The sequence below is a fragment of the Cloacibacillus evryensis DSM 19522 genome (genome assembly GCF_000585335.1).
Taxonomy (GTDB): domain Bacteria; phylum Synergistota; class Synergistia; order Synergistales; family Synergistaceae; genus Cloacibacillus; species Cloacibacillus evryensis.
Genome location: NZ_KK073872.1, coordinates 64,643 through 83,038 on the forward strand (window position 1 = coordinate 64,643; position 18,396 = coordinate 83,038).

General features: G+C 56.4%; 11 protein-coding genes and 1 pseudogene. 11 read left to right on the top strand and 1 reads right to left on the bottom strand.

What is annotated here, in order from left to right; translation table 11 throughout:
- From gltA to nifJ, 11 genes and pseudogenes are all read left to right on the top strand, one after another.
- On the top strand, positions 1–1,215 hold the full coding sequence (gltA, locus tag CLOEV_RS00300) for an NADPH-dependent glutamate synthase (RefSeq protein ID WP_425393613.1): 1,215 nt from the start codon (positions 1–3) through the stop codon (positions 1,213–1,215).
- Between the two features lie 238 nt (positions 1,216–1,453).
- On the top strand, positions 1,454–2,746 hold the full coding sequence (locus CLOEV_RS00305; protein WP_034441238.1) for a lyase family protein: 1,293 nt from the start codon (positions 1,454–1,456) through the stop codon (positions 2,744–2,746).
- A complete protein-coding gene (locus CLOEV_RS00310) occupies positions 2,739–4,229 on the top strand; it encodes an aldehyde dehydrogenase family protein (protein ID WP_034441239.1) in 1,491 nt (496 codons plus the stop codon). The genes CLOEV_RS00305 and CLOEV_RS00310 overlap by 8 nt, the downstream gene beginning before the upstream one ends.
- A gap of 63 nt (positions 4,230–4,292) precedes the next feature.
- Positions 4,293–5,411, top strand: coding sequence for a Zn-dependent alcohol dehydrogenase (locus CLOEV_RS00315; protein ID WP_034441241.1), 1,119 nt, complete (start codon positions 4,293–4,295; stop codon positions 5,409–5,411).
- A 100-nt stretch (positions 5,412–5,511) separates the two neighbouring features.
- Entirely contained in the window at positions 5,512–6,342 is an 831-nt protein-coding gene (locus CLOEV_RS00320; RefSeq protein ID WP_051484754.1) for a lyase family protein, read from the top strand.
- A gap of 121 nt (positions 6,343–6,463) precedes the next feature.
- A pseudogene (locus CLOEV_RS00325) lies at positions 6,464–8,186 on the top strand (IS1634 family transposase).
- Positions 8,187–8,263: 77 nt separating this feature from the next.
- Complete coding sequence (locus CLOEV_RS17130) at positions 8,264–9,031, top strand: lyase family protein (RefSeq protein WP_245591148.1); 768 nt, start codon at positions 8,264–8,266, stop codon at positions 9,029–9,031.
- A gap of 2 nt (positions 9,032–9,033) precedes the next feature.
- A complete protein-coding gene (locus tag CLOEV_RS00340) occupies positions 9,034–10,665 on the top strand; it encodes a BCCT family transporter (protein WP_051484760.1) in 1,632 nt (543 codons plus the stop codon).
- A gap of 52 nt (positions 10,666–10,717) precedes the next feature.
- Positions 10,718–11,893: an NAD(P)-dependent malic enzyme gene (locus CLOEV_RS00345; protein ID WP_034441247.1), complete on the top strand. Its 1,176-nt coding sequence runs from the start codon at positions 10,718–10,720 to the stop codon at positions 11,891–11,893.
- Between the two features lie 33 nt (positions 11,894–11,926).
- Entirely contained in the window at positions 11,927–13,300 is a 1,374-nt protein-coding gene (gene fumC / locus CLOEV_RS00350; protein ID WP_034444941.1) for a class II fumarate hydratase, read from the top strand.
- Positions 13,301–13,568: 268 nt separating this feature from the next.
- Positions 13,569–17,102, top strand: coding sequence for a pyruvate:ferredoxin (flavodoxin) oxidoreductase (gene nifJ, locus CLOEV_RS00355; RefSeq protein ID WP_034441249.1), 3,534 nt, complete (start codon positions 13,569–13,571; stop codon positions 17,100–17,102).
- 531 nt (positions 17,103–17,633) lie between these two features.
- On the opposite strand, the gene CLOEV_RS15570 is transcribed toward nifJ, so the two are convergent.
- Complete coding sequence (locus CLOEV_RS15570; RefSeq protein ID WP_051484761.1) at positions 17,634–18,359, bottom strand: LytR/AlgR family response regulator transcription factor; 726 nt, start codon at positions 18,357–18,359, stop codon at positions 17,634–17,636.
- Between the last annotated feature and the right edge of the window lie 37 nt (positions 18,360–18,396).

The following is an 18,396-nucleotide window of genomic DNA, read 5'->3' on the forward strand; positions in this document are numbered from 1 at the left end:
ATCAAATGCGTCAAAGAGGGCGACATGGCCGGAGCCGCCGAAGTAATGGACAAATACACCAACCTCCCCGCCGTCTGCGGCCGCGTATGCCCGCAGGAATCACAGTGCGAAGGCCTCTGCACAGTCGGCAAAATGAAAGACTTTGAGCCCGTCGCGATCGGCAAACTCGAACGCCTCGTCGCCGACTGGAAATACGCGCAGGAAAACATGCAGAGCAAAGTTTACGAAGGCGAAAAGAAAGGCAAAGTCGCGGTAGTCGGCTCCGGCCCCTCGAGCCTCACAGTCGCGGGCGACCTTGCGAAAATGGGTTACGAAGTGAAGATCTTCGAGGCCCTCCACGCGGCAGGCGGCGTCCTCATCTACGGCATCCCTGAATTCCGACTCCCCAAAAAGATCGTCAAAATGGAGATCGAGGCGATGCAGAAACTCGGCGTAGACATCGAATGCAACGTAGTCGTCGGCAAGACGATCACCATGCAGGAGATCATGGAAGAATACGACGCCTGCTACATAGCGGTCGGCGCGGGAGCCCCGCACTTCCAGGGAGTGCCCGGCACGACGCTCAACGGCGTCTACTCCGCCTCCGAATACCTCACGAGGATCAACCTCATGCACGGCTATGAATTCCCGAAATTCGACACCCCCGCGAAAAAGGCGAAAAAAGTCGTAGTCATCGGCGGCGGCAACGTCGCGATGGACGCCGCGCGTTCCGCGAAACGCTTGGGAGCCGAAGAAGTGACGGTAGCCTACCGCCGTTCGCTCGCCGAACTTCCCGCTCGTATCGAAGAATACCACCACGCCGTTGAAGAGGGCATCATCTTCAACTGGCTGACGAACCCGACCGAATACGTAGACGACGGCAGCGGGCAGCTCAAAGGCGTCAAATGCATCAAAATGGAACTCGGCGAACCCGACGCCTCCGGCAGACGCCGTCCCGTCCCCGTAGAAGGCAGTGAATTCTTCATCGAGGCGGACTGCGCGATCGAAGCCATCGGACAGGGCTCTAACAAAGTGCTGCTCTCCACCTTCCCCGAAATGAAACTCAACAAATGGGGTTACATAGAAGCCGACGAAAAGACCGGAGCGACCTCCGTCCCCGGAGTATTCGCTGGCGGAGACATCGTCACCGGAGCGGCCACCGTCATCCTCGCGATGGGCGCCGGCAAGGACGCCGCCGTCGCCATCGATAAGTACATCACGGAGAAGAAAGCCTAGCATTTTTCCCGCGGACGATGAGGGTCTCCGTGCGCCTATGCGCCACGGAGGCCTTTTTTGTCGGGAACGCCCCGCTGAGGGGGATTATTAATAAATCTAGTTACTTATATTTTGAAAACTAATATTTAGTAAAATTAAATTTTCCTATTGACAAACAAAAATTGACGTGATAGCATGAGGTTGTTTCAAATAATGCATATTATATTTATATAATGAACTTATAGAGAAGGCGAAATCTATGGCAAACGAGAAAAACGCTGAACGTAAAGTACTCTATGGACAACAAACAAAGCTGAATCTGGAAAATATGTCTTTTTCCGGCGAGCGGCTTTCGCGGTTTCCCGAATATATATCGGCGGCGGCGAAGGTAAAGAAGGCCTGCGCGATGGCCAACGACGGGGCGGGCTTTTTGCCGCCTGAGGTCGCAAAGAATATCTGTTCGGCCTGCGATCTGCTTATCGGCGGCGAATATAACGACCAGTTCCCCGTGGACGTCTTCCACGGCGGCGGCGGGATCGGCATCAACATGAACCTCAACGAAGTCATCGCTTCGCTTGCCGGCGGCGGCACGGCCCCGATAGACCAGGTCAACCTGAATCAGTCGACCTCCGACGTCTGCCACTCCGCGCTCCACATCACCATCGTAAATGAAATAGACCGGCTCATTCCCATTCTTGACGATTTCGCAAAAACCCTGCGCCGAAAGGCGGACGATTTCACGAATATCACGACCATTGCGAGAACCTGCTGGCAGGACGGCCTCACGGCGTCTGTCGGCGTGCTTTTCTCCTCCTGCGCCTCGGCGCTGGAAAGGAATATCGGCAAGATCCGGGCGCTCAGAAATGAGTTCCTGAAAGTCAATCTCGGCTGGACGGTGATCGGCACCGGAAGCGGCGCCGATGAAAGATACAGAAAGCTCGTTCTCGGCGTCCTCTGCCGGGTCACGGGGCTTCCGCTTTCCTGGCCGGAAGATAAATGCGACGCGGCGCAGTATCCCGACGACATCGCCTCGCTCTCTTCGGAAATAGCGACGACGGCCGCCGTCCTGATGAAGCTTTCCGCGGATTTGCGCCTGCTCTCATCCGGGCCCGAGACGGGGCTGCATGAGCTCAACCTGCCGGCGGTGCAGGCGGGCTCATCCTTCTTCCCCGGCAAGGTGAACCCGGTGGTGCCGGAGATGATGATCCAGTGCGGGATGCTGATCGAGGGCAACAACGCCGTGGTAGGCAGGACGGTATCGATGGGTGAAATACATATCAACCTGTGGGAGATAATGGCGGGCTTCCTCACGCTCAAAAACATTTCCATGCTTGGCAAGGCGGCGCGCCTTCTGAACGACCGCTGCCTGAGCGGAGTAACGGTCAACGCCGATGTCTGTGAGAGATACGCGCACAGCAGCATCCCCACGATCACGGCTTTCAAAGAGAAATTTGGCTATCAGCGCATATCCGCGCTGGTCAAAGAGTTTGGTACACAAAGCGCAATAGAAAAACTAGAACAAATTGAAAGAGAGGAAAAAGGAAATGAGTGAATTTGCTCCTAAAAGGGAATGGGCAAAAGAATGGCTTAAGGATGTGAAGTCGCTGTACATCGGCGGCCAGTGGGTCAAGGGGCATGGCAACACCTTCCAGTCGTCGAACCCCGCCACCGGCGAGGTGAACGGCACTCTGGCGGCCGCCTCGGCCGAAGATGTCGACGCCGCCGCCAGGGCGGCGAGAAAAGCTTTTGAGGGCGACTGGACGAAGTCGATCTCCAACAAAGAGCGCGGCATCATCATGCGCAAGCTCGCCCAGCTCGTCAGGGACCATGTTTCTGAACTCGCCACCATCGAAACGATGGACAACGGCAAGCTCTTCTCCGAAGCGTGCGAGGACGCCGTGAACGTCGCGGACTTCTTTGATTATTACGCAGGCTGGACTGACAAGATCTACGGCGAAGTGAACCCCGTCTCCAACGGCTATTTCTCGTACACGAGACGCGAGCCAGTCGGCGTCTGCGCGCAGATCATCCCGTGGAATTACCCGCTCGACATGGCGGGCTACAAACTCGGCCCCGCGCTCGCGGCCGGCAATACGCTGATCATGAAGCCGTCGGGAATCACCTCTTTTTCCCTCGTGCGCCTCTATGAGATATTCGACGAGGCGGGAGTACTTCCTCCCGGAGTAATGAACCTCATCGTTGGCCGCGGCGCGGTCGGCTCGCTGCTCACCAGCCACAGCGATATCGACAAGGCCGCCTTTACGGGCAGCACCGAGGTCGGCCGCAGCCTTGTACGCGACTCGGCCAACTCCAACCTCAAGACGCTGAGTCTTGAGCTCGGCGGAAAATCAGCGAACATCATCTTTGCCGACGCCCCCGACATGGCCTGGGCCATCGAGCGTTCGTTCGTGGCGATGTTCTCCGGCAAGGGAGAGAAGTGCTCCGAGCCGACGCGCCTCTTCGTCGAGCGCCCGGTCTACAAGCAGGTCCTTGAGGGACTTGCGGAGCAGTATAAGAAGTGGAAGGTCGGCGATCCCTTCAACCCCGAAAACAATCAGGGCGCGCAGGTCTCCGAAGAGCATTTCAATTCCATCATGAAGTACATCGAGATCGGCAAAAAGGAAGGCGGACGCGTGATATGCGGCGGCGGACGCAACGTCGAGGGCGCGAACGCGAAAGGCTTCTTCATTGACCCGACGATCTTCGCCGACTGCACGAATGAGATGCGTATCGCTCGCGAAGAGATATTCGGCCCCGTGCTCACGGTCATCCCCTTCGATACGGAGGATGAGGCGGTGCGTATGGCCAACGATTCCACCTATGGACTTGCCGCCGGCTTCTGGACCAACGACGTCAAGAGGACGCAGCGCGTCGCGAACGCCCTGCAGGCCGGACAGATCTTCATCAACAAATACGGCTGCTACGATCCTGCGAGCCCCTTCGGCGGCTACAAGGAGAGCGGCTGGGGCAGAGAATGCGGCGCTCGCTCGCTCGAGCTTTACACCAAGGCGAAGGCGATCTGGTACGCGTTTTAACGGGTAAACAAAGAGCTGTTCAGGATCATAAAAATCAAAAATTTTGAAAGGCAGGATAAGATCATGAAAATTAAAGCAGCGGTAATGACGGCGGTAGGAAAACCTCTGGAAATTCGCGAAGTCGAACTCGACAAGCCGAAATCAAACGAAGTCCTTGTTAAAATATTAGCGACAGCCATCTGCCACAGCGACCTTAACACGCTGAACGACGAAACGACCCCGATCCCGCAGGTCCTCGGACACGAGGGCGCCGGCATCGTCGTCGAGACCGGCGAAAGCGTCAAGACCTGCAAAAAGGGCGACTTCGTGACGCTCTCATGGGTACCCTACTGCGGGACCTGCGCCTTCTGCCGCGCGGGCAAAGTAAACCTCTGTGAATCAGCCTTCGGGCCGATGTTCGGCGGAACGCTCATGGATGGTACGTCGCGCCTGCACCTCGACGGCAAGCCCGCCTATCACATGTCGCTCCTTTCCACCTTCGCGGAATATACGGTCGTCCCTGAAATGAGCTGCATCCCCATGCCCGAGGGCATGCCCGCGGCGCCGGCCTGCATGATCGGCTGCGGAGTCGCCACCGGATACGGCGCGGCGGTCTGCGCGGCGCAGGTGCGTCCCGCCTCCTCCGTCGCGGTCTTCGGCATCGGCGGCGTCGGCATCAACGCCATCCAGGGCTCGCGCGTCTGCGGAGCGAGCCAGATCATCGCCTGCGACATCAAGGACGATAACCTTGAACTCTCGAAGAAGTACGGAGCGACACATACGATCAACACGAAAAACGTCGCCGACGTCCCGCAGGCGATCAGAGACCTCACCGAGGGTCTCGGCGTCGAATACGCCATCGACTGCACCGGCAATACGAAAGTTGGCGCGATGGCCTTCATGAGCACGAGGAAGGGCGCTACGACGGTAGTCATCGGAGCCTATCCCGCGGACGGCAAGCTCGAGCTTCCCGCCGGCGGATTCCACCGTTACGGCAGAATACTCCGCGGCAGCTTCTACGGCGACGTGAATCCTTTCCAGGACTTCCCGCGCATCGGACAGCTCTATCTTGACGGGAAATACGACCTTGACAGCCTTCTCATCAAAAAGATCAAGCTGGAGGACATCAACGAGGCCTTCGACGCGTTCCACGATCCGAACGCGAAGAACATGGGCCGTTATGTAATCGAATTCGATAAGTAAATAAATGACCGTCATGCCGGCCGGCGGCCCCGCTTTTGAGGGAAGCGCCGCCGCCGGCCGGCATGGCCCGGTCTTGTCCCTGTGTGGAGGATGGGTTGCTATGAGCAGAAGGGAACATGATTTTCTAGGCGAAATGGAAATAGACGATTCCGTCTATTACGGGATACAGACGATCCGCGGTATCGCCATGAGCGACGTCGACCCGGCGACGCTGGAGCGTGACGCTCCGGAACTGGCGCGGGCGATGGTCACGATAAAAAAGGCCGCCGCGCTCGCCAACAGCTCTCTCGGCGCGCTCGACGCCGCCGTCGCTAAGGCGGTATGCGGCGCCTGCGACGAAATACTCGGCGGTACCCTGAAGGGGCAGTTCCCCATGCGGCTTTTGAGCGGCGGCGGCGGGGTCTCCATACACATGAACGTGAACGAGGTCATCGCGAACAGGGCCAACGAAATACTCTGCGGCAAAAAGGGTTACGATCTCGTCCACCCGAACACGCACGTCAACATGGGGCAGTCTACGAACGACGTAGTGCCATCGGCGATCCATATCTCGCTCTACTGGATGCTTGGGCCCCTGGTTGAGAATTTAAAGACCGCTTCTGAAATTTTACGTGAGAAATCCATTGAATTCAAAGATGTTGTAAAGCTTGGCAGGACCTGCCTTCAGGACGCCATGCCGGTAACGCTGGGGCAGGAATTTTCCGGCTATGCGGACCTTATCGCGCGTCAGGCCGCGTCGGTGGAAAGGGTGCGGCGCGAGTGCCTCAGCCTTCCGCTCGGCGCCACCGCGGTCGGCACCGGTTCCGGTTCCGTCACGGGCTTCGGCCGGGAGGTCTTCGCCCGTCTCGCCGAACTGACGGGGGACGATTTCCGTCAGGACGAAAATCTATTTCCTGACTTTTGCACTTATGAGCATCAACTGAGCCTCTAAACAGCTGCAATCACCATATTTGCAGCTGTTTTTGTTCTTAAAATTATTGTAGTTTATAGTAGTTTATATTTGTTATTTCATCTATATTGCTGTATAATGTCTGTGTATGGGAGGCGAGGCTTTGAGACTGAACACGAGACGTTCCAACGGCGTTGAATATGTTTATTTCCTGGAAAGTTACCGCGATCCTGTCACAAAGGAACCAAGGACGCGGACTGTCAAAAGTTTTGGACGTCGGGATGTGCTCGAAGCGCGCGACCCGGATATAATGTCCAAGCTGCAGGCTGAGTGCGATAGGATAAACGCCGAGACATCTACTTCCGTCGAAGAAAAGCTGGCGGAACTTTTTAAGAAAGCTCCCGCCGACCCTGTGTGCGAAGGGTTGTCTTTAAAGAATTACGGCATTTTCTGTTACCGCGCTCTTTGGAACGAACTGAGTATGGACGTTTGTTTCCGCGGCATACAGTCTCTTTCACGAAGCAAATGTGATCTTGCAAGAAGCGCCTTTTTCCTTTCTGCTCTGAGAAATATGCAGCCATGCTCAAAGGTCGCATCTTTCAGGCAGAAGGATTCTTATCTCTTTAATTTTGGTTCTCTGCGTTTGGATGATATGTACAGATCTTTGAATATGTTTGCCGACTATAAGAGCAAAATAGAGGCTCACCTTTACAAAAAGCTCTTCAACGGAGAAAAGAAGAATGTCAGCGTCGCGTTTTACGATGTGACGACTTACTATTTCGAGAGCGTCGAGGCCGACGGTTTCAGAAATTTTGGTTTTTCAAAGGACCACAGGGTTGGAGAGGTCCAGGTTTTAATGGGACTTTTAATAGACAAATGCGGTATTCCGCTTGGATACGAGCTTTTTCCCGGAAACACGTCCGAGTTTAAGACGCTGCTTTCATCTTTGAATAAACTGAAGAAGCAGTATAAGGTCGAGAAAGTGATCGTTGTCGCCGACAGGGGCCTTAATTCCAAAAGCAATCTTGCCAGGATCAAGGAGATGGGCTTCGAGTATGTTCTTGCGTTTAAGATCCGCGGAGCTTCCGACGACGTAAAGGCCGCTGTCCTTTCCAAAGACGGATTTACAGAGTGTCTCAAAGAAGGCGAAGAAGATTCCTGCAGGTTCAAGGTATTGGAGCACACGCAGGTCGTAGTCTGTCCTGACGAGGATGGGGGCAGAAATAAGATATACCTCACAGACAGCCTTATCATAAGCTATTCGTCCAAAAGGGCGGAGAAAGATGCGAAGGACAGAGGGCGTCTGATCAAAAAAGCTGAGAAGCTTAGTCGCTAATCCGTCAATGTTCAAAGCGGAGCTCAAGAAGGGCGGAAAGAGCTTTGTCGCAGCTGATATAGACGGGAACTCGCTGAAACTCGACGCGGCCAAGATCGCCGAACAGAGCCTCTACGACGGATACTACGGAATACTGAGCAGCGACCCCGAGATAAGTCCGGAAGAGGCGGTGTCGATCCATCACGGCCTTTGGAAAATAGAAGAAAGCTTTCGGATAATGAAGAGCGGCCTGAGGTCGCGTCCCTGTTTTGTTTGGACGCCGGAACACATAAAAGGACACTTCGTGATCTGTTACTTAGCGCTTGTACTGCAGCGTCTTCTCGAGAAAAAACTTAAGGAGCGCGGCATTGCTGGAAGCTCTCAGGCGATACAGGATTCTTTGAACAAGGCTAACGTAATGGAGCTTCGCATCAAAGGACAGATATTCTACGCAAAAGAGAAAACCCCAAAGCTTTACGACGAGATAGCGGATACCTTGGGAATAGCGCCCTTAAGAACTTACTCTACTAAAACCGATCTTCAAAAACATTTCCGCCACAGAATTTCATAGAGAGCTCTGAACTACGTAAATTGTAAAAGGTAAAGAGCGCTGAGCTGTGATATACCAACGGCTCAGCGCTTGTTTAGCTGGGAGAAAGTGCTAAAGTCAGGACCGGTTCCGGTTCCGTCACGGGCTTCGGCCGGGAGGTCTTCGCCCGTCTCGCCGAACTGACGGGGGACGATTTCCGTCAGGACGAAAATCTATTTGACGGGCTCCAGAACGGCGACATATATATCCGCGTCTCTTCCGCCCTGAAAGCGGCGGCGGCCGGCTTCTCCAAGATCGCGGCCGATCTTCGCATCATGTCCTCCGGGCCGCGCGGCGGCTTTATGGAGATAACGATCCCCGCGGTCCTTCCGGGCTCTTCGATAATGCCCGGCAAGATCAATCCCATACTTCCCGAGCTGATGAAACAGATATACTTCCAGGTCTTCGGCTGCGACGCGGCGGTCACTCTCGCCGCGGAAAACGGCGAACTCGACCTCAACGTATGGGAGGCCGTCATCTACAAAAATCTTTTTGAAATGATACGTTTACTGACAAAGGGTTCTCTGCTGTTCGCCGACAAATGTCTGAGGGGCGTTGCCGCGAACAGGGAGATATGCTTCCGGCACGCGGAGAATTCCACCGCGCTCGCGGCGATAGTCAGCGCCGTAATGGGTTATGAGACGGGGAGCCGTGTCGCCCGCGAAGCGATGGAGCAAAATAAAAGCGTCCTGCGGGTCGTGATCGACAGCGGCCTGATGAAAGAGGACGAAGCGAGAAAATTGCTTGCGCCCGGCAATCTGGTCGACAGCGATGTGATGGCCGAAAGCATCACGCTGGCGCGCAAAGGGCTAAAACAGGGGGGTTAAGAATGAAAAATATACGTTCCACAGTGTTATTCGTTCCGTCAGCGATCTTTATCATCGTGCTTATCGCCGGTTTTATCGACATCAAGACTTTTAATTCCGTATTGACCGGCGTCTTTGAACGGCTGATGGTGAATATGGGATGGCTCGTAAGCCTGACCATGCTCGTATTCGTCATCTTCTGCCTGACAATGCTCTTCCACCCGATCGGCAAAATTCGTATCGGAGGTCCCAACGCCAAACCGAAAATGACTCGCTGGCAGTGGTTCGCCGTCTCGCTCTGCGCGGGGATCGGAACGGGAGTCGTCTTCTGGGGCGCGGTCGAGCCGCTTCTCTTTACGATGCAGCCGGCACCCAGCCTCGGGATCGCTCCCGGCAGCAACGAAGCCGTCATCTGGGCCATGAGCACGACGTTCCTGCACTGGACGCTCACGCCCTACGCCATCTACGTCACCTTCGGCGTCATCCTCGCCTATGTCTGCGGGAACATGAGGAAGCCGTTCAACCCTAGCTCCGGTTTTGTGCCGCTCATCGGCGATCGCGCGCTTTCCCGTAAATTCGGCGACATCGTGGACACCTTCTCGATATTCGCCCTTGCCGGAGGCATAGCCGGTTCTCTCGGCTACGGCATACTGCAGCTTTCACGCGGCGTCGACATCATATTCGGCATCCCGTCGAGCACTTTCATCTACTGCCTGGTCGCGGCCGCGATCGTCGCCTTTTACACGCTCACCTGCATATCGGGGCTTAAAAAGGGCATCATGTGGCTCGGTGACCAGAACGGCCAGATATATATGGTCCTGCTCTTCTTCATGCTGGTGACAGGCCCGACCGCCTATATCTTCAACCTCGGCACGCAGTCCACTGGCACCTATCTTCAGAATTTCATCGAGAGGATGACATACACCGCGCCCTTCAACAACGCCGAGCTCTGGCCGCAGTGGTGGGATATGTACTGGTGGGTGGACTGGCTCTCCTACGGTCCGATCATGGGACTCTTCTTCGTCAAGCTTTCCTACGGCAGGACGATACGCGAATTCGTGACGGTCAACTGGCTCCTTCCGTCGATCTTCGGGATCGTGTGGTTCAGCATCTTCGGCGGCACCGTGCTTCACGCCCAGCTCTTCGAGGGCGCCGACCTCTTCGCGCTCTATAAGGCCAAGGGAGCGGAAATACTGACCTTCGCCGCCTTCGACTACATCCCCTTCTCGGTGTTTGTAAAGCCCTTCATGCTGATAGTGATCGCAATTTCATTCGTCACACTGGCAAACTCGATGGTAGCCACCATTTCGCTGATGTCCATGCGCAACAACCTGGGCGTCGAGGAAGGACCTACGTCGCTGAAGATCTACTGGGGGCTTATGCTTGGCAGCGTCTCGCTCCTCTTTACTCTCTCGGGAGGCATCGACGGCATCAAGATGGTAAAGACCTTCTGCGGTTTCCCGATAATGTTCATGGGGCTTTTCATGGTCTACGGTTTTGTCAAATACATGGGCAAACGGCCGAGGGACGCCTATGGCAACTACCTCTATGAGGACGCCGTCGCCGACGCCCCCGATTCCGGCGAACCGATGGCGAAGCAGTCGGCCGTGATGAGGAAGCTTTCAAAACTCTTCGGTATAGAGATAGAAGACTAGTAATATAATAGATGCCTAAGAAATCAAAACGGCACCGAAAGGAAGATCTATAATGGACTACAGAGCGGAATCACTGAAACTACACGAACAATGGAAGGGCAAGCTGGAAGTCGTGGCTACCGTCCCCGTAAAGACGAAGGACGACCTGTCGCTGGCTTACACGCCAGGCGTCGCGCAGCCCTGCCTTGAGATACAGAAGGACGTGGAGAGAAGCTACGACCTCACGCGCCGCCACAACCTCTGCCTCGTCGTCACCGACGGCACCGCGGTGCTCGGGCTGGGCGACATCGGGCCGGAAGCGGGAATGCCGGTCATGGAGGGCAAATGCGTGCTCTTCAAGACCTTCGGCGGCGTGGACGCTTTCCCTCTCTGCATCAAGAGCAAAGACGTCGACGAGATCGTAAACACCATATACCTCATCTCCGGCAGCTTCGGCGGCGTGAACCTTGAAGACATAGCCGCGCCGCGCTGCTTTGAGATCGAAAAGAAGCTCAAAGAAAAGTGCGACATCCCCATCTTCCATGACGACCAGCACGGCACGGCCGTCATAACGCTGGCCGGCCTCACGAACGCGCTCAAGGTCGTCGGCAAGAAGAAAGAGGAGGTCAAGGTCGTAGTCAACGGAGCGGGCGCCGCGAGCATATCGATAACAAAGCTGCTGCTAAGCGACGGCATCAAAGACGTCACCCTCTGCGACAGAACGGGGATAATCTACGAAGGCCGCGAAAAGGGCATGAACCCCATCAAACAGGAAATGGCACTTGTGACCAACGTGAAAAAACAGCAGGGATCGCTTGCCGACGCCATGAAAGGCGCGGACGTATTCATCGGGGTCTCCGCCCCCGGCACCGTGACCCAGGACATGGTCCGCTCAATGGCGAAAGACGCGATAATCTTCGCCTGCGCCAACCCGACGCCTGAGATATACCCCGACGAGGCGAAGGCCGCCGGAGCCGCCGTGATCGCGACCGGCAGAAGCGACTTCCCGAACCAGATAAACAACGTCCTCGCCTTCCCGGGGATCTTCCGCGGAACCTTTGACGTGCGCGCGAGCGACATCAACGACGCGATGAAGATCGCCGCCTCGCGGGCGCTCGCCGGGCTCATCAGCGACGAAGAGCTTTCAGCCGACTACATCATCCCCGCAGCCTTCGACCCGAAGGTGGGGCCGGCGGTGGCGAAGGCCGTCGCGCAGGCGGCGCGTGAGAGCGGAGTGGCGAGGATCTAGTTCCTTAAAGACATACTGCCGGAGGATATGAACGTGGAGTACAGGACAGAACACGACACAATGGGAGAAATGAGGGTCCCCGCCGACAAATACTGGGGGGCGCAGACCCAGCGCAGCTTCCAGAATTTTGAGATCGGGACGGAAAAGATGCCGGCCGAAATAATCGGGGCCTTCGCGGTCCTCAAAAAGGCCGCCGCCGTCGCCAACATGAGGCTCGGCAGGATCGACGAAAAAAAAGCGGACCTTATCGCCGAAGTCTGCGGCGAGATATCCGGGGGGAAACTCGACGGCAACTTCCCGCTCGCCGTCTGGCAGACCGGCAGCGGTACCCAGTCGAATATGAACGTCAACGAAGTGATAGCGAACAGGGCGAACGAGATCGCCGGTGAAAAAATCGTCCATCCGAATGACGACGTCAATCGTTCGCAAAGCTCAAACGACACCTTTCCGACCGCGATGCATATCGCCGCCGTTCTCGCCATTGAGGATAAACTTCTTCCCTCTCTGCGCGCGCTGAAAAATACGCTTCAGCGGCTCTCCGAAGAAAACGCCTCCGTGATCAAGATCGGGCGCACCCATCTCCAGGACGCCACGCCTCTAACCTTCGGGCAGGAAGTCAGCGGCTGGTACGGCATGACGGACAAGGCGGAACAGATGATAACGGCGGCCCTGCCTTGGCTGAAAGAACTCGCCCTCGGCGGCACCGCCGTCGGAACGGGGCTCAACACACACCCGGACTTCGGCAGGATCGCCGCGGAAGAAATATCGAAGATCACCGGCAAAGACTTCCGCACGGCGCCGAACAAATTCCACGCGCTGACAAGCAAGGACGCTCTCGTCTTCGCGCACGGCGCGCTCAAAGCGCTGGCCGCGGACCTGATGAAGATCGCGAACGACGTCCGCCTGCTGGCGAGCGGCCCCCGCTGCGGCATCGGAGAAATACTGATCCCCGAAAACGAACCGGGCAGCTCGATAATGCCGGGCAAAGTCAACCCTACCCAATGCGAGTCCATGACGATGGTCGCCGTGCAGGTCATGGCGAACGACGTCGCGGTGGGCTTATCCGCTTCGCAGGGCAATTTTGAGCTGAACGTATTCATGCCGGTCTGCATCCACAACTTCCTTCAGTCCGTGCGCCTTCTTGCCGACGGGATGCGTTCCTTTGAAAAAAACTGTGTTTCAGGCATCAGGCCCAACCTGCCGGTCATGGAGGGATACCTGAAAAACTCGCTCATGCTCGTCACCGCGCTGAACCCGATCATCGGATATGAAAAGGCCGCGGCCGCGGCGAAAAAGGCGCATAAAGAAAACACGACGCTGAAGGAAGCCGTGACAGGCCTCGGCTATCTGACCGCGGAAGAATTTGACCGGGCCGTGCGCCCGGAAAATATGATAAAACCGCAATAGCCGCGGATCACAGAAGCAGCGGTCCGGTGAGAACGCTGAAGACCACTTGGGACTGGTACAAATAAGGCTTACCGCCTCCTACCCACACAGGAGATATCGCATCACAGAAAACCCGGCGGCCGATCCGTATCTTTACAGGGCCGCCGGATTTTTAATATCTAAAAAAAAGTAAGGCGGCATAGAAAATATTTATTATATTTATAATTGAGGTATAATAGGTCCAATAATAATAGTCTGAATATTTGTAATAATATGGGAGGAACGAATCATGTCAGAGAAAAAGATGGTAACGCTGGATGGCAACGAAGCGGCGGCGCACGTGGCGCACGCGGTAAACGAAGTGATATCGATCTACCCGATCACGCCGTCGTCGCCGATGGGCGAATGGTCGGATCAGTGGTCGGCGGAATCGCGTCCCAACATCTGGGGCACAGTGCCGCTGGTGGAAGAGATGCAGAGCGAGGCGGGGGCCTCGGGAGCCTACCACGGAGCGCTGCAGGCGGGAGCATTGGGCACCACCTTCACCGCCTCCCAGGGACTCCTGCTCATGATCCCCAACATGTACAAAATAGCGGGCGAACTCACCAGCACAGTCATGCACGTAACAGCCAGAAGCGTGGCCGCCCACGCGCTCTCCATCTTCGGAGACCACTCCGACGTCATGGCCGTGCGCAACACCGGCTGGGCCATGCTCTCCTCTGCGACAGTGCAGGAATCCATGGACAACGCGCTCATCGCGCAAATGGCGACCCTCGAAGGCAAAGTTCCCGTCCTCCACTTCTTCGACGGCTTCCGCACCAGCCACGAAGAAATGAAAATAGAAGAAATCCCCTACGACGCCATGCGCGCCTGCATAGACGACGACCTCGTGCGCGAACACAGATACAACCGCCTCACGCCCGACGCGCCCTTCATCCGCGGCACCGCGCAAAACCCCGACGTATTCTTCCAGTCGATGGAAGGACGCAACCGCTACTACGCCGACATGCCCGACACCGTCCAGCAAGCGATGGACAAATTCGCGAAAACCATAGGCAGACAATACCACCTCTTCGACTACTACGGCAGCCCCGAAGCCGAGCGAGTCATAATCATCATGGGCTCCGGCGCTGCGGTAGCGCGCGAAGCCGTAGACCGCCTGAACCAAGAGGGAGAAAAAGTTGGCCTAATAATCGTGCGCCTCTTCCGCCCCTTCGACATCACAAGATTCACAAACGCCCTCCCCGGGACAGTCAAAAAAATAGCCGTCCTCGACCGCAGCAAAGACCCTGCGGCCAACAGCGAGCCCCTCTGCGCCGACGTCAAAGAAGCCCTCAACGGCTCCGGCATCACCATAGTGGGAGGCCGCTACGGCCTCTCCTCCAAAGACTTCACCCCGGCCATGGTCAAAGGAGTCTACGACGAACTCCGCAAACTCGCCCCCAAAGACGGCTTCACCATAGGCATAGAAGACGACGTCACCTACACCAGCCTCCCCTACGACCCGTCATTCGACACAGAAAACCCCAAAACAGTCAGATGCCTCTTCTACGGCCTCGGCTCAGACGGCACAGTGGGAGCCAACAAAAACTCCATCAAAATCATCGGCCAGGAAACAGACCTCTACGCCCAGGGCTACTACAGCTACGACTCCAAAAAATCCGGAGGAATAACCGTAAGCCACCTGCGCTTCGGTCCCGACCCCATATACGCCAGCTACCTCATAAACAAAGCCAACTTCCTGGCCTGCCACGTCTACAGCTTCCTCGAAAAACTCGACATCCTGAAAAACGCGGCAGACGGCGGAACATTCCTCCTCAACGCCCCCTTCGGCCCCGAACAAATCTGGGACAAACTGCCGAAAACATACCAGCAAAAAATAATAGACAAACACCTCAAACTCTACGTCATAGACGCCGTTAAAATAGCCAAACAAACAGGCATGGGCTCCCGCACCAACACCATCATGCAGACCTGCTTCTTCGCCATCAGCGGCATCCTGCCCCAGGACAAAGCCATAAAAGCCATCAAAGACTCAATAATCAAAAGCTACACCAAAAAAGGACAGGCCATAGTAGACAAAAACATCAAAGCCGTAGACGAAACACTAGCCAACCTCTACCAAGTCAAAGTGCCGGCCGAAGCGACATCCGCCTTCGACATCCTGCCGCCCGTAGCCGAAGACGCCCCCGAATTCGTCAAACAAATACTCGGCCCCATGATGATAATGGAAGGAGACAGCCTCCCCGTCTCCGCCCTGCCCGAAGACGGCACCTACCCCAGCGCCACCACCCAATACGAAAAAAGAAACATAGCCATAGACATCCCCGTCTGGGACCCGTCCCTCTGCATCCAATGCGGCAAATGCGTCCTCGTCTGCCCCCACGCGGCCATAAGAGCCAAAGTCTACGCCCCCGAAAAACTCGAACAGGCGCCGGCAGCATTCAGACACGCCCAAGCCAAATTCCCCAACTTCAAAGACTATGACTTCACCATCCAGACCGCGCCCGAAGACTGCACCGGCTGCGGCCTCTGCGCGGCCAACTGCCCCATAAACAAAACCAAAGCCGAAGACCCGCACCGTCCGCTCATCATGCGCACCCAAATGCCCATAAGAGAGACAGAAAAAGCAAACTGGAACTACTTCCTCAGCCTGCCCGAAACAGACAAAGCCAAACTCAACACAGCGACAGTCAAAGACGTCCAACTCCTGAGACCCCTCTTCGAATTCTCGGGAGCCTGCGCGGGCTGCGGAGAAACCCCCTACCTCAAACTCCTCTCCCAACTCTTCGGAGACAGAGCCATAATCGCCAACGCCACCGGCTGCTCCTCGATATACGGAGGCAACCTCCCCACCACCCCGTGGGCCGTAAACGACCAGGGCAGAGGCCCTGCGTGGAGCAACTCCCTCTTTGAAGACGCGGCAGAATTCGGCCTCGGCTTCCGCCTCACCATAGACAAACACAGAGAATACGCGGCTGAACTGCTCACCAAAATGACCCCCGAACTGGGAGAACAGACAGTCAGAGAAATACTTGACGCGCCGCAGACCACCGGCGAACAAATCAAAGCCGTAACAGACGAAATAGACCGCCTCAAAGAACAACTCTGCTGCATAGAGACACAACAGGCAGAAGAACTCGAATCAGTCATAGACAACCTCGCCAAAAAATCAGTCTGGTGCGTGGGAGGAGACGGCTGGGCCTACGACATCGGCTACGGGGGACTCGACCACGTAATAGCCAGCGGCAAAAACGTCAACATCCTTGTACTTGACACCGAAGTCTACTCCAACACCGGAGGGCAGGCCTCCAAATCCACGCCGAGAGGAGCCGTGGCCAAATTCGCTGCGGCCGGCAAACGCATGGGCAAAAAAGACCTCGCCATGATGGCCATGAGCTACGGCAGCGTCTACGTGGGGAAAGTGGCGTTGGGAGCCAACGACGCGCACACAGTCAAAGTCTTCCAGGAAGCCGAAGCCTACGAGGGACCGTCAATAATAATCGCCTACTGCCACTGCATAGCGCACGGCATAGACATGGTCAAAGGACTTGACCAGCAGAAAAAAGCGGTAGACTCGGGCCACTGGATGCTCATGAGATACAACCCCGACCTTGCGAAAGAGGGCAAAAACCCGCTCGTCATAGACTCCAAAGAGCCGAGCCTGCCCCTTGAAGACTACATCTACAACGAAGTGAGATACAAAAGCCTCAAAGCGACGGCCCCGGAAGAGGCTGCGCAGCTGCTCGAAGAAGAGAAAAAAGCCATTGCCGACAGATGGAGATTCTACAGGCATATGGCTGAGATGAAGATGGAGGGGTAAATCGGCGTTTATACGCACCGTCTGCGTCATAACTTTGGGGTCTGCGGTCCTGCGGCAAACGCACCCGCATGCTGCGGCAATATGGATAATTTGAAAGAGTTCCCCGCCAATGGCGGGGAACATTGCCTTGCAATCGCCGTATTGGTATACGGCTCCGGGCGCAGACCCCAAAGTTATTTAGCATCCGGCACGTCTAAACGCCGATTTACGCGATTGCGAGGAAAAGATAAATAGCGATTTACCGCTCTGCCCTCCCGTCGCTCCGGCCTCCGAGCCGGAGCCTATGATTGTTGGCTTGGTTTATCTTTTTAAAAGGCTCCCTCGCCGAGGGAGCTCCCCGCGAAGCGGGGTGAGGGAGTGTTGACCTTGGGTTTTGTTTTTGTTCTGGCCTTATCCTATTCCGCGGCTTCCGCCGCGGGCACTGTGTGGCGCGGAAAACATGCGCCGCGCAGTACAACACTCCTTCCGACCCGGCGCAAAAACCGTGCGCCGGCCCACCTCCCTCGGGGAGGGAGGCTTTAAGCCTATCATTCATCTTTCCCCGTTGACTTTATACCTTGCGTACTCCGCGGCTATGCGTTCTCGGACTCGGCGGCCGAGCTTTATCTCCTTGCCGGTGTCCAGCAGCAGGCCTTCGCGCGTTACTGCGGAGATGCGGTCGGCGTTCAGCAGGCTTGCGCGGGCGATCTTGAGGAAGCGCCCGTCTTCGAGCAGGCGCTGCTCGTAGTCGGCGTATTTGCCGCTCAGCGCGAGCGTCTCGCCGCCTTTCAGTTCCAGGTAGATTATCAGCAGCCGTTTGCTGAGCGTCAGGATATCGGCGAGCAGGACGTGCCGTTCGCCGACCGCGCACTTTACCATCATCGAGGCGGAGGCGCGCAGGGCGCGGCTTGCGGCGAAGGCCAGCGCGTCGAAGAGCAGCGCGCTGTTCTCGCGCACCGGCTTCAGCACATAGCCCGCGGCGTGCACGCTGTAGCCCTCGATCGAAAAATCACGGCTCGAGGTGACGAAGATGATCGCGCACGACGGCTGCGCCTCTCGCAGCGCGCGCGCCGCCTCCATCCCGTCCATCTCGCCCATGATGATGTCGAGCGCCGCCACGTCGAAAGACTGCTCGCCGAGCGCGGCGGCAAACTCCTCCGCCGAGGCGAACTCGCGGCAGACGGCTCCCGTCACGCCCACGCGCGCCAGGTACTCCTCTACTAAAGAAACGATCTCCGCGCGCTCGTCGGCGCGGTCGTCAACAACGGCGATCCTCATGCATCGGCTCCCATAAACAAAAATTGCGGCGTCCGTG

Excerpts from the sequence above, each read along its gene's own strand:
- CLOEV_RS00320 (WP_051484754.1), top strand. The coding sequence starts at position 5,512 with ATGAGCAGAAGGGAACATGATTTTCTAGGCGAAATGGAAATAGACGAT.
- CLOEV_RS00310 (WP_034441239.1), top strand. The coding sequence starts at position 2,739 with ATGAGTGAATTTGCTCCTAAAAGGGAATGGGCAAAAGAATGGCTTAAG.
- CLOEV_RS00345 (WP_034441247.1), top strand. The coding sequence starts at position 10,718 with ATGGACTACAGAGCGGAATCACTGAAACTACACGAACAATGGAAGGGC.
- CLOEV_RS00340 (WP_051484760.1), top strand. The coding sequence starts at position 9,034 with ATGAAAAATATACGTTCCACAGTGTTATTCGTTCCGTCAGCGATCTTT.
- CLOEV_RS00315 (WP_034441241.1), top strand. The coding sequence starts at position 4,293 with ATGAAAATTAAAGCAGCGGTAATGACGGCGGTAGGAAAACCTCTGGAA.
- nifJ (WP_034441249.1), top strand. The coding sequence starts at position 13,569 with ATGTCAGAGAAAAAGATGGTAACGCTGGATGGCAACGAAGCGGCGGCG.
- CLOEV_RS00305 (WP_034441238.1), top strand. The coding sequence starts at position 1,454 with ATGGCAAACGAGAAAAACGCTGAACGTAAAGTACTCTATGGACAACAA.
- CLOEV_RS15570 (WP_051484761.1), bottom strand. The coding sequence starts at position 18,359 with ATGAGGATCGCCGTTGTTGACGACCGCGCCGACGAGCGCGCGGAGATC.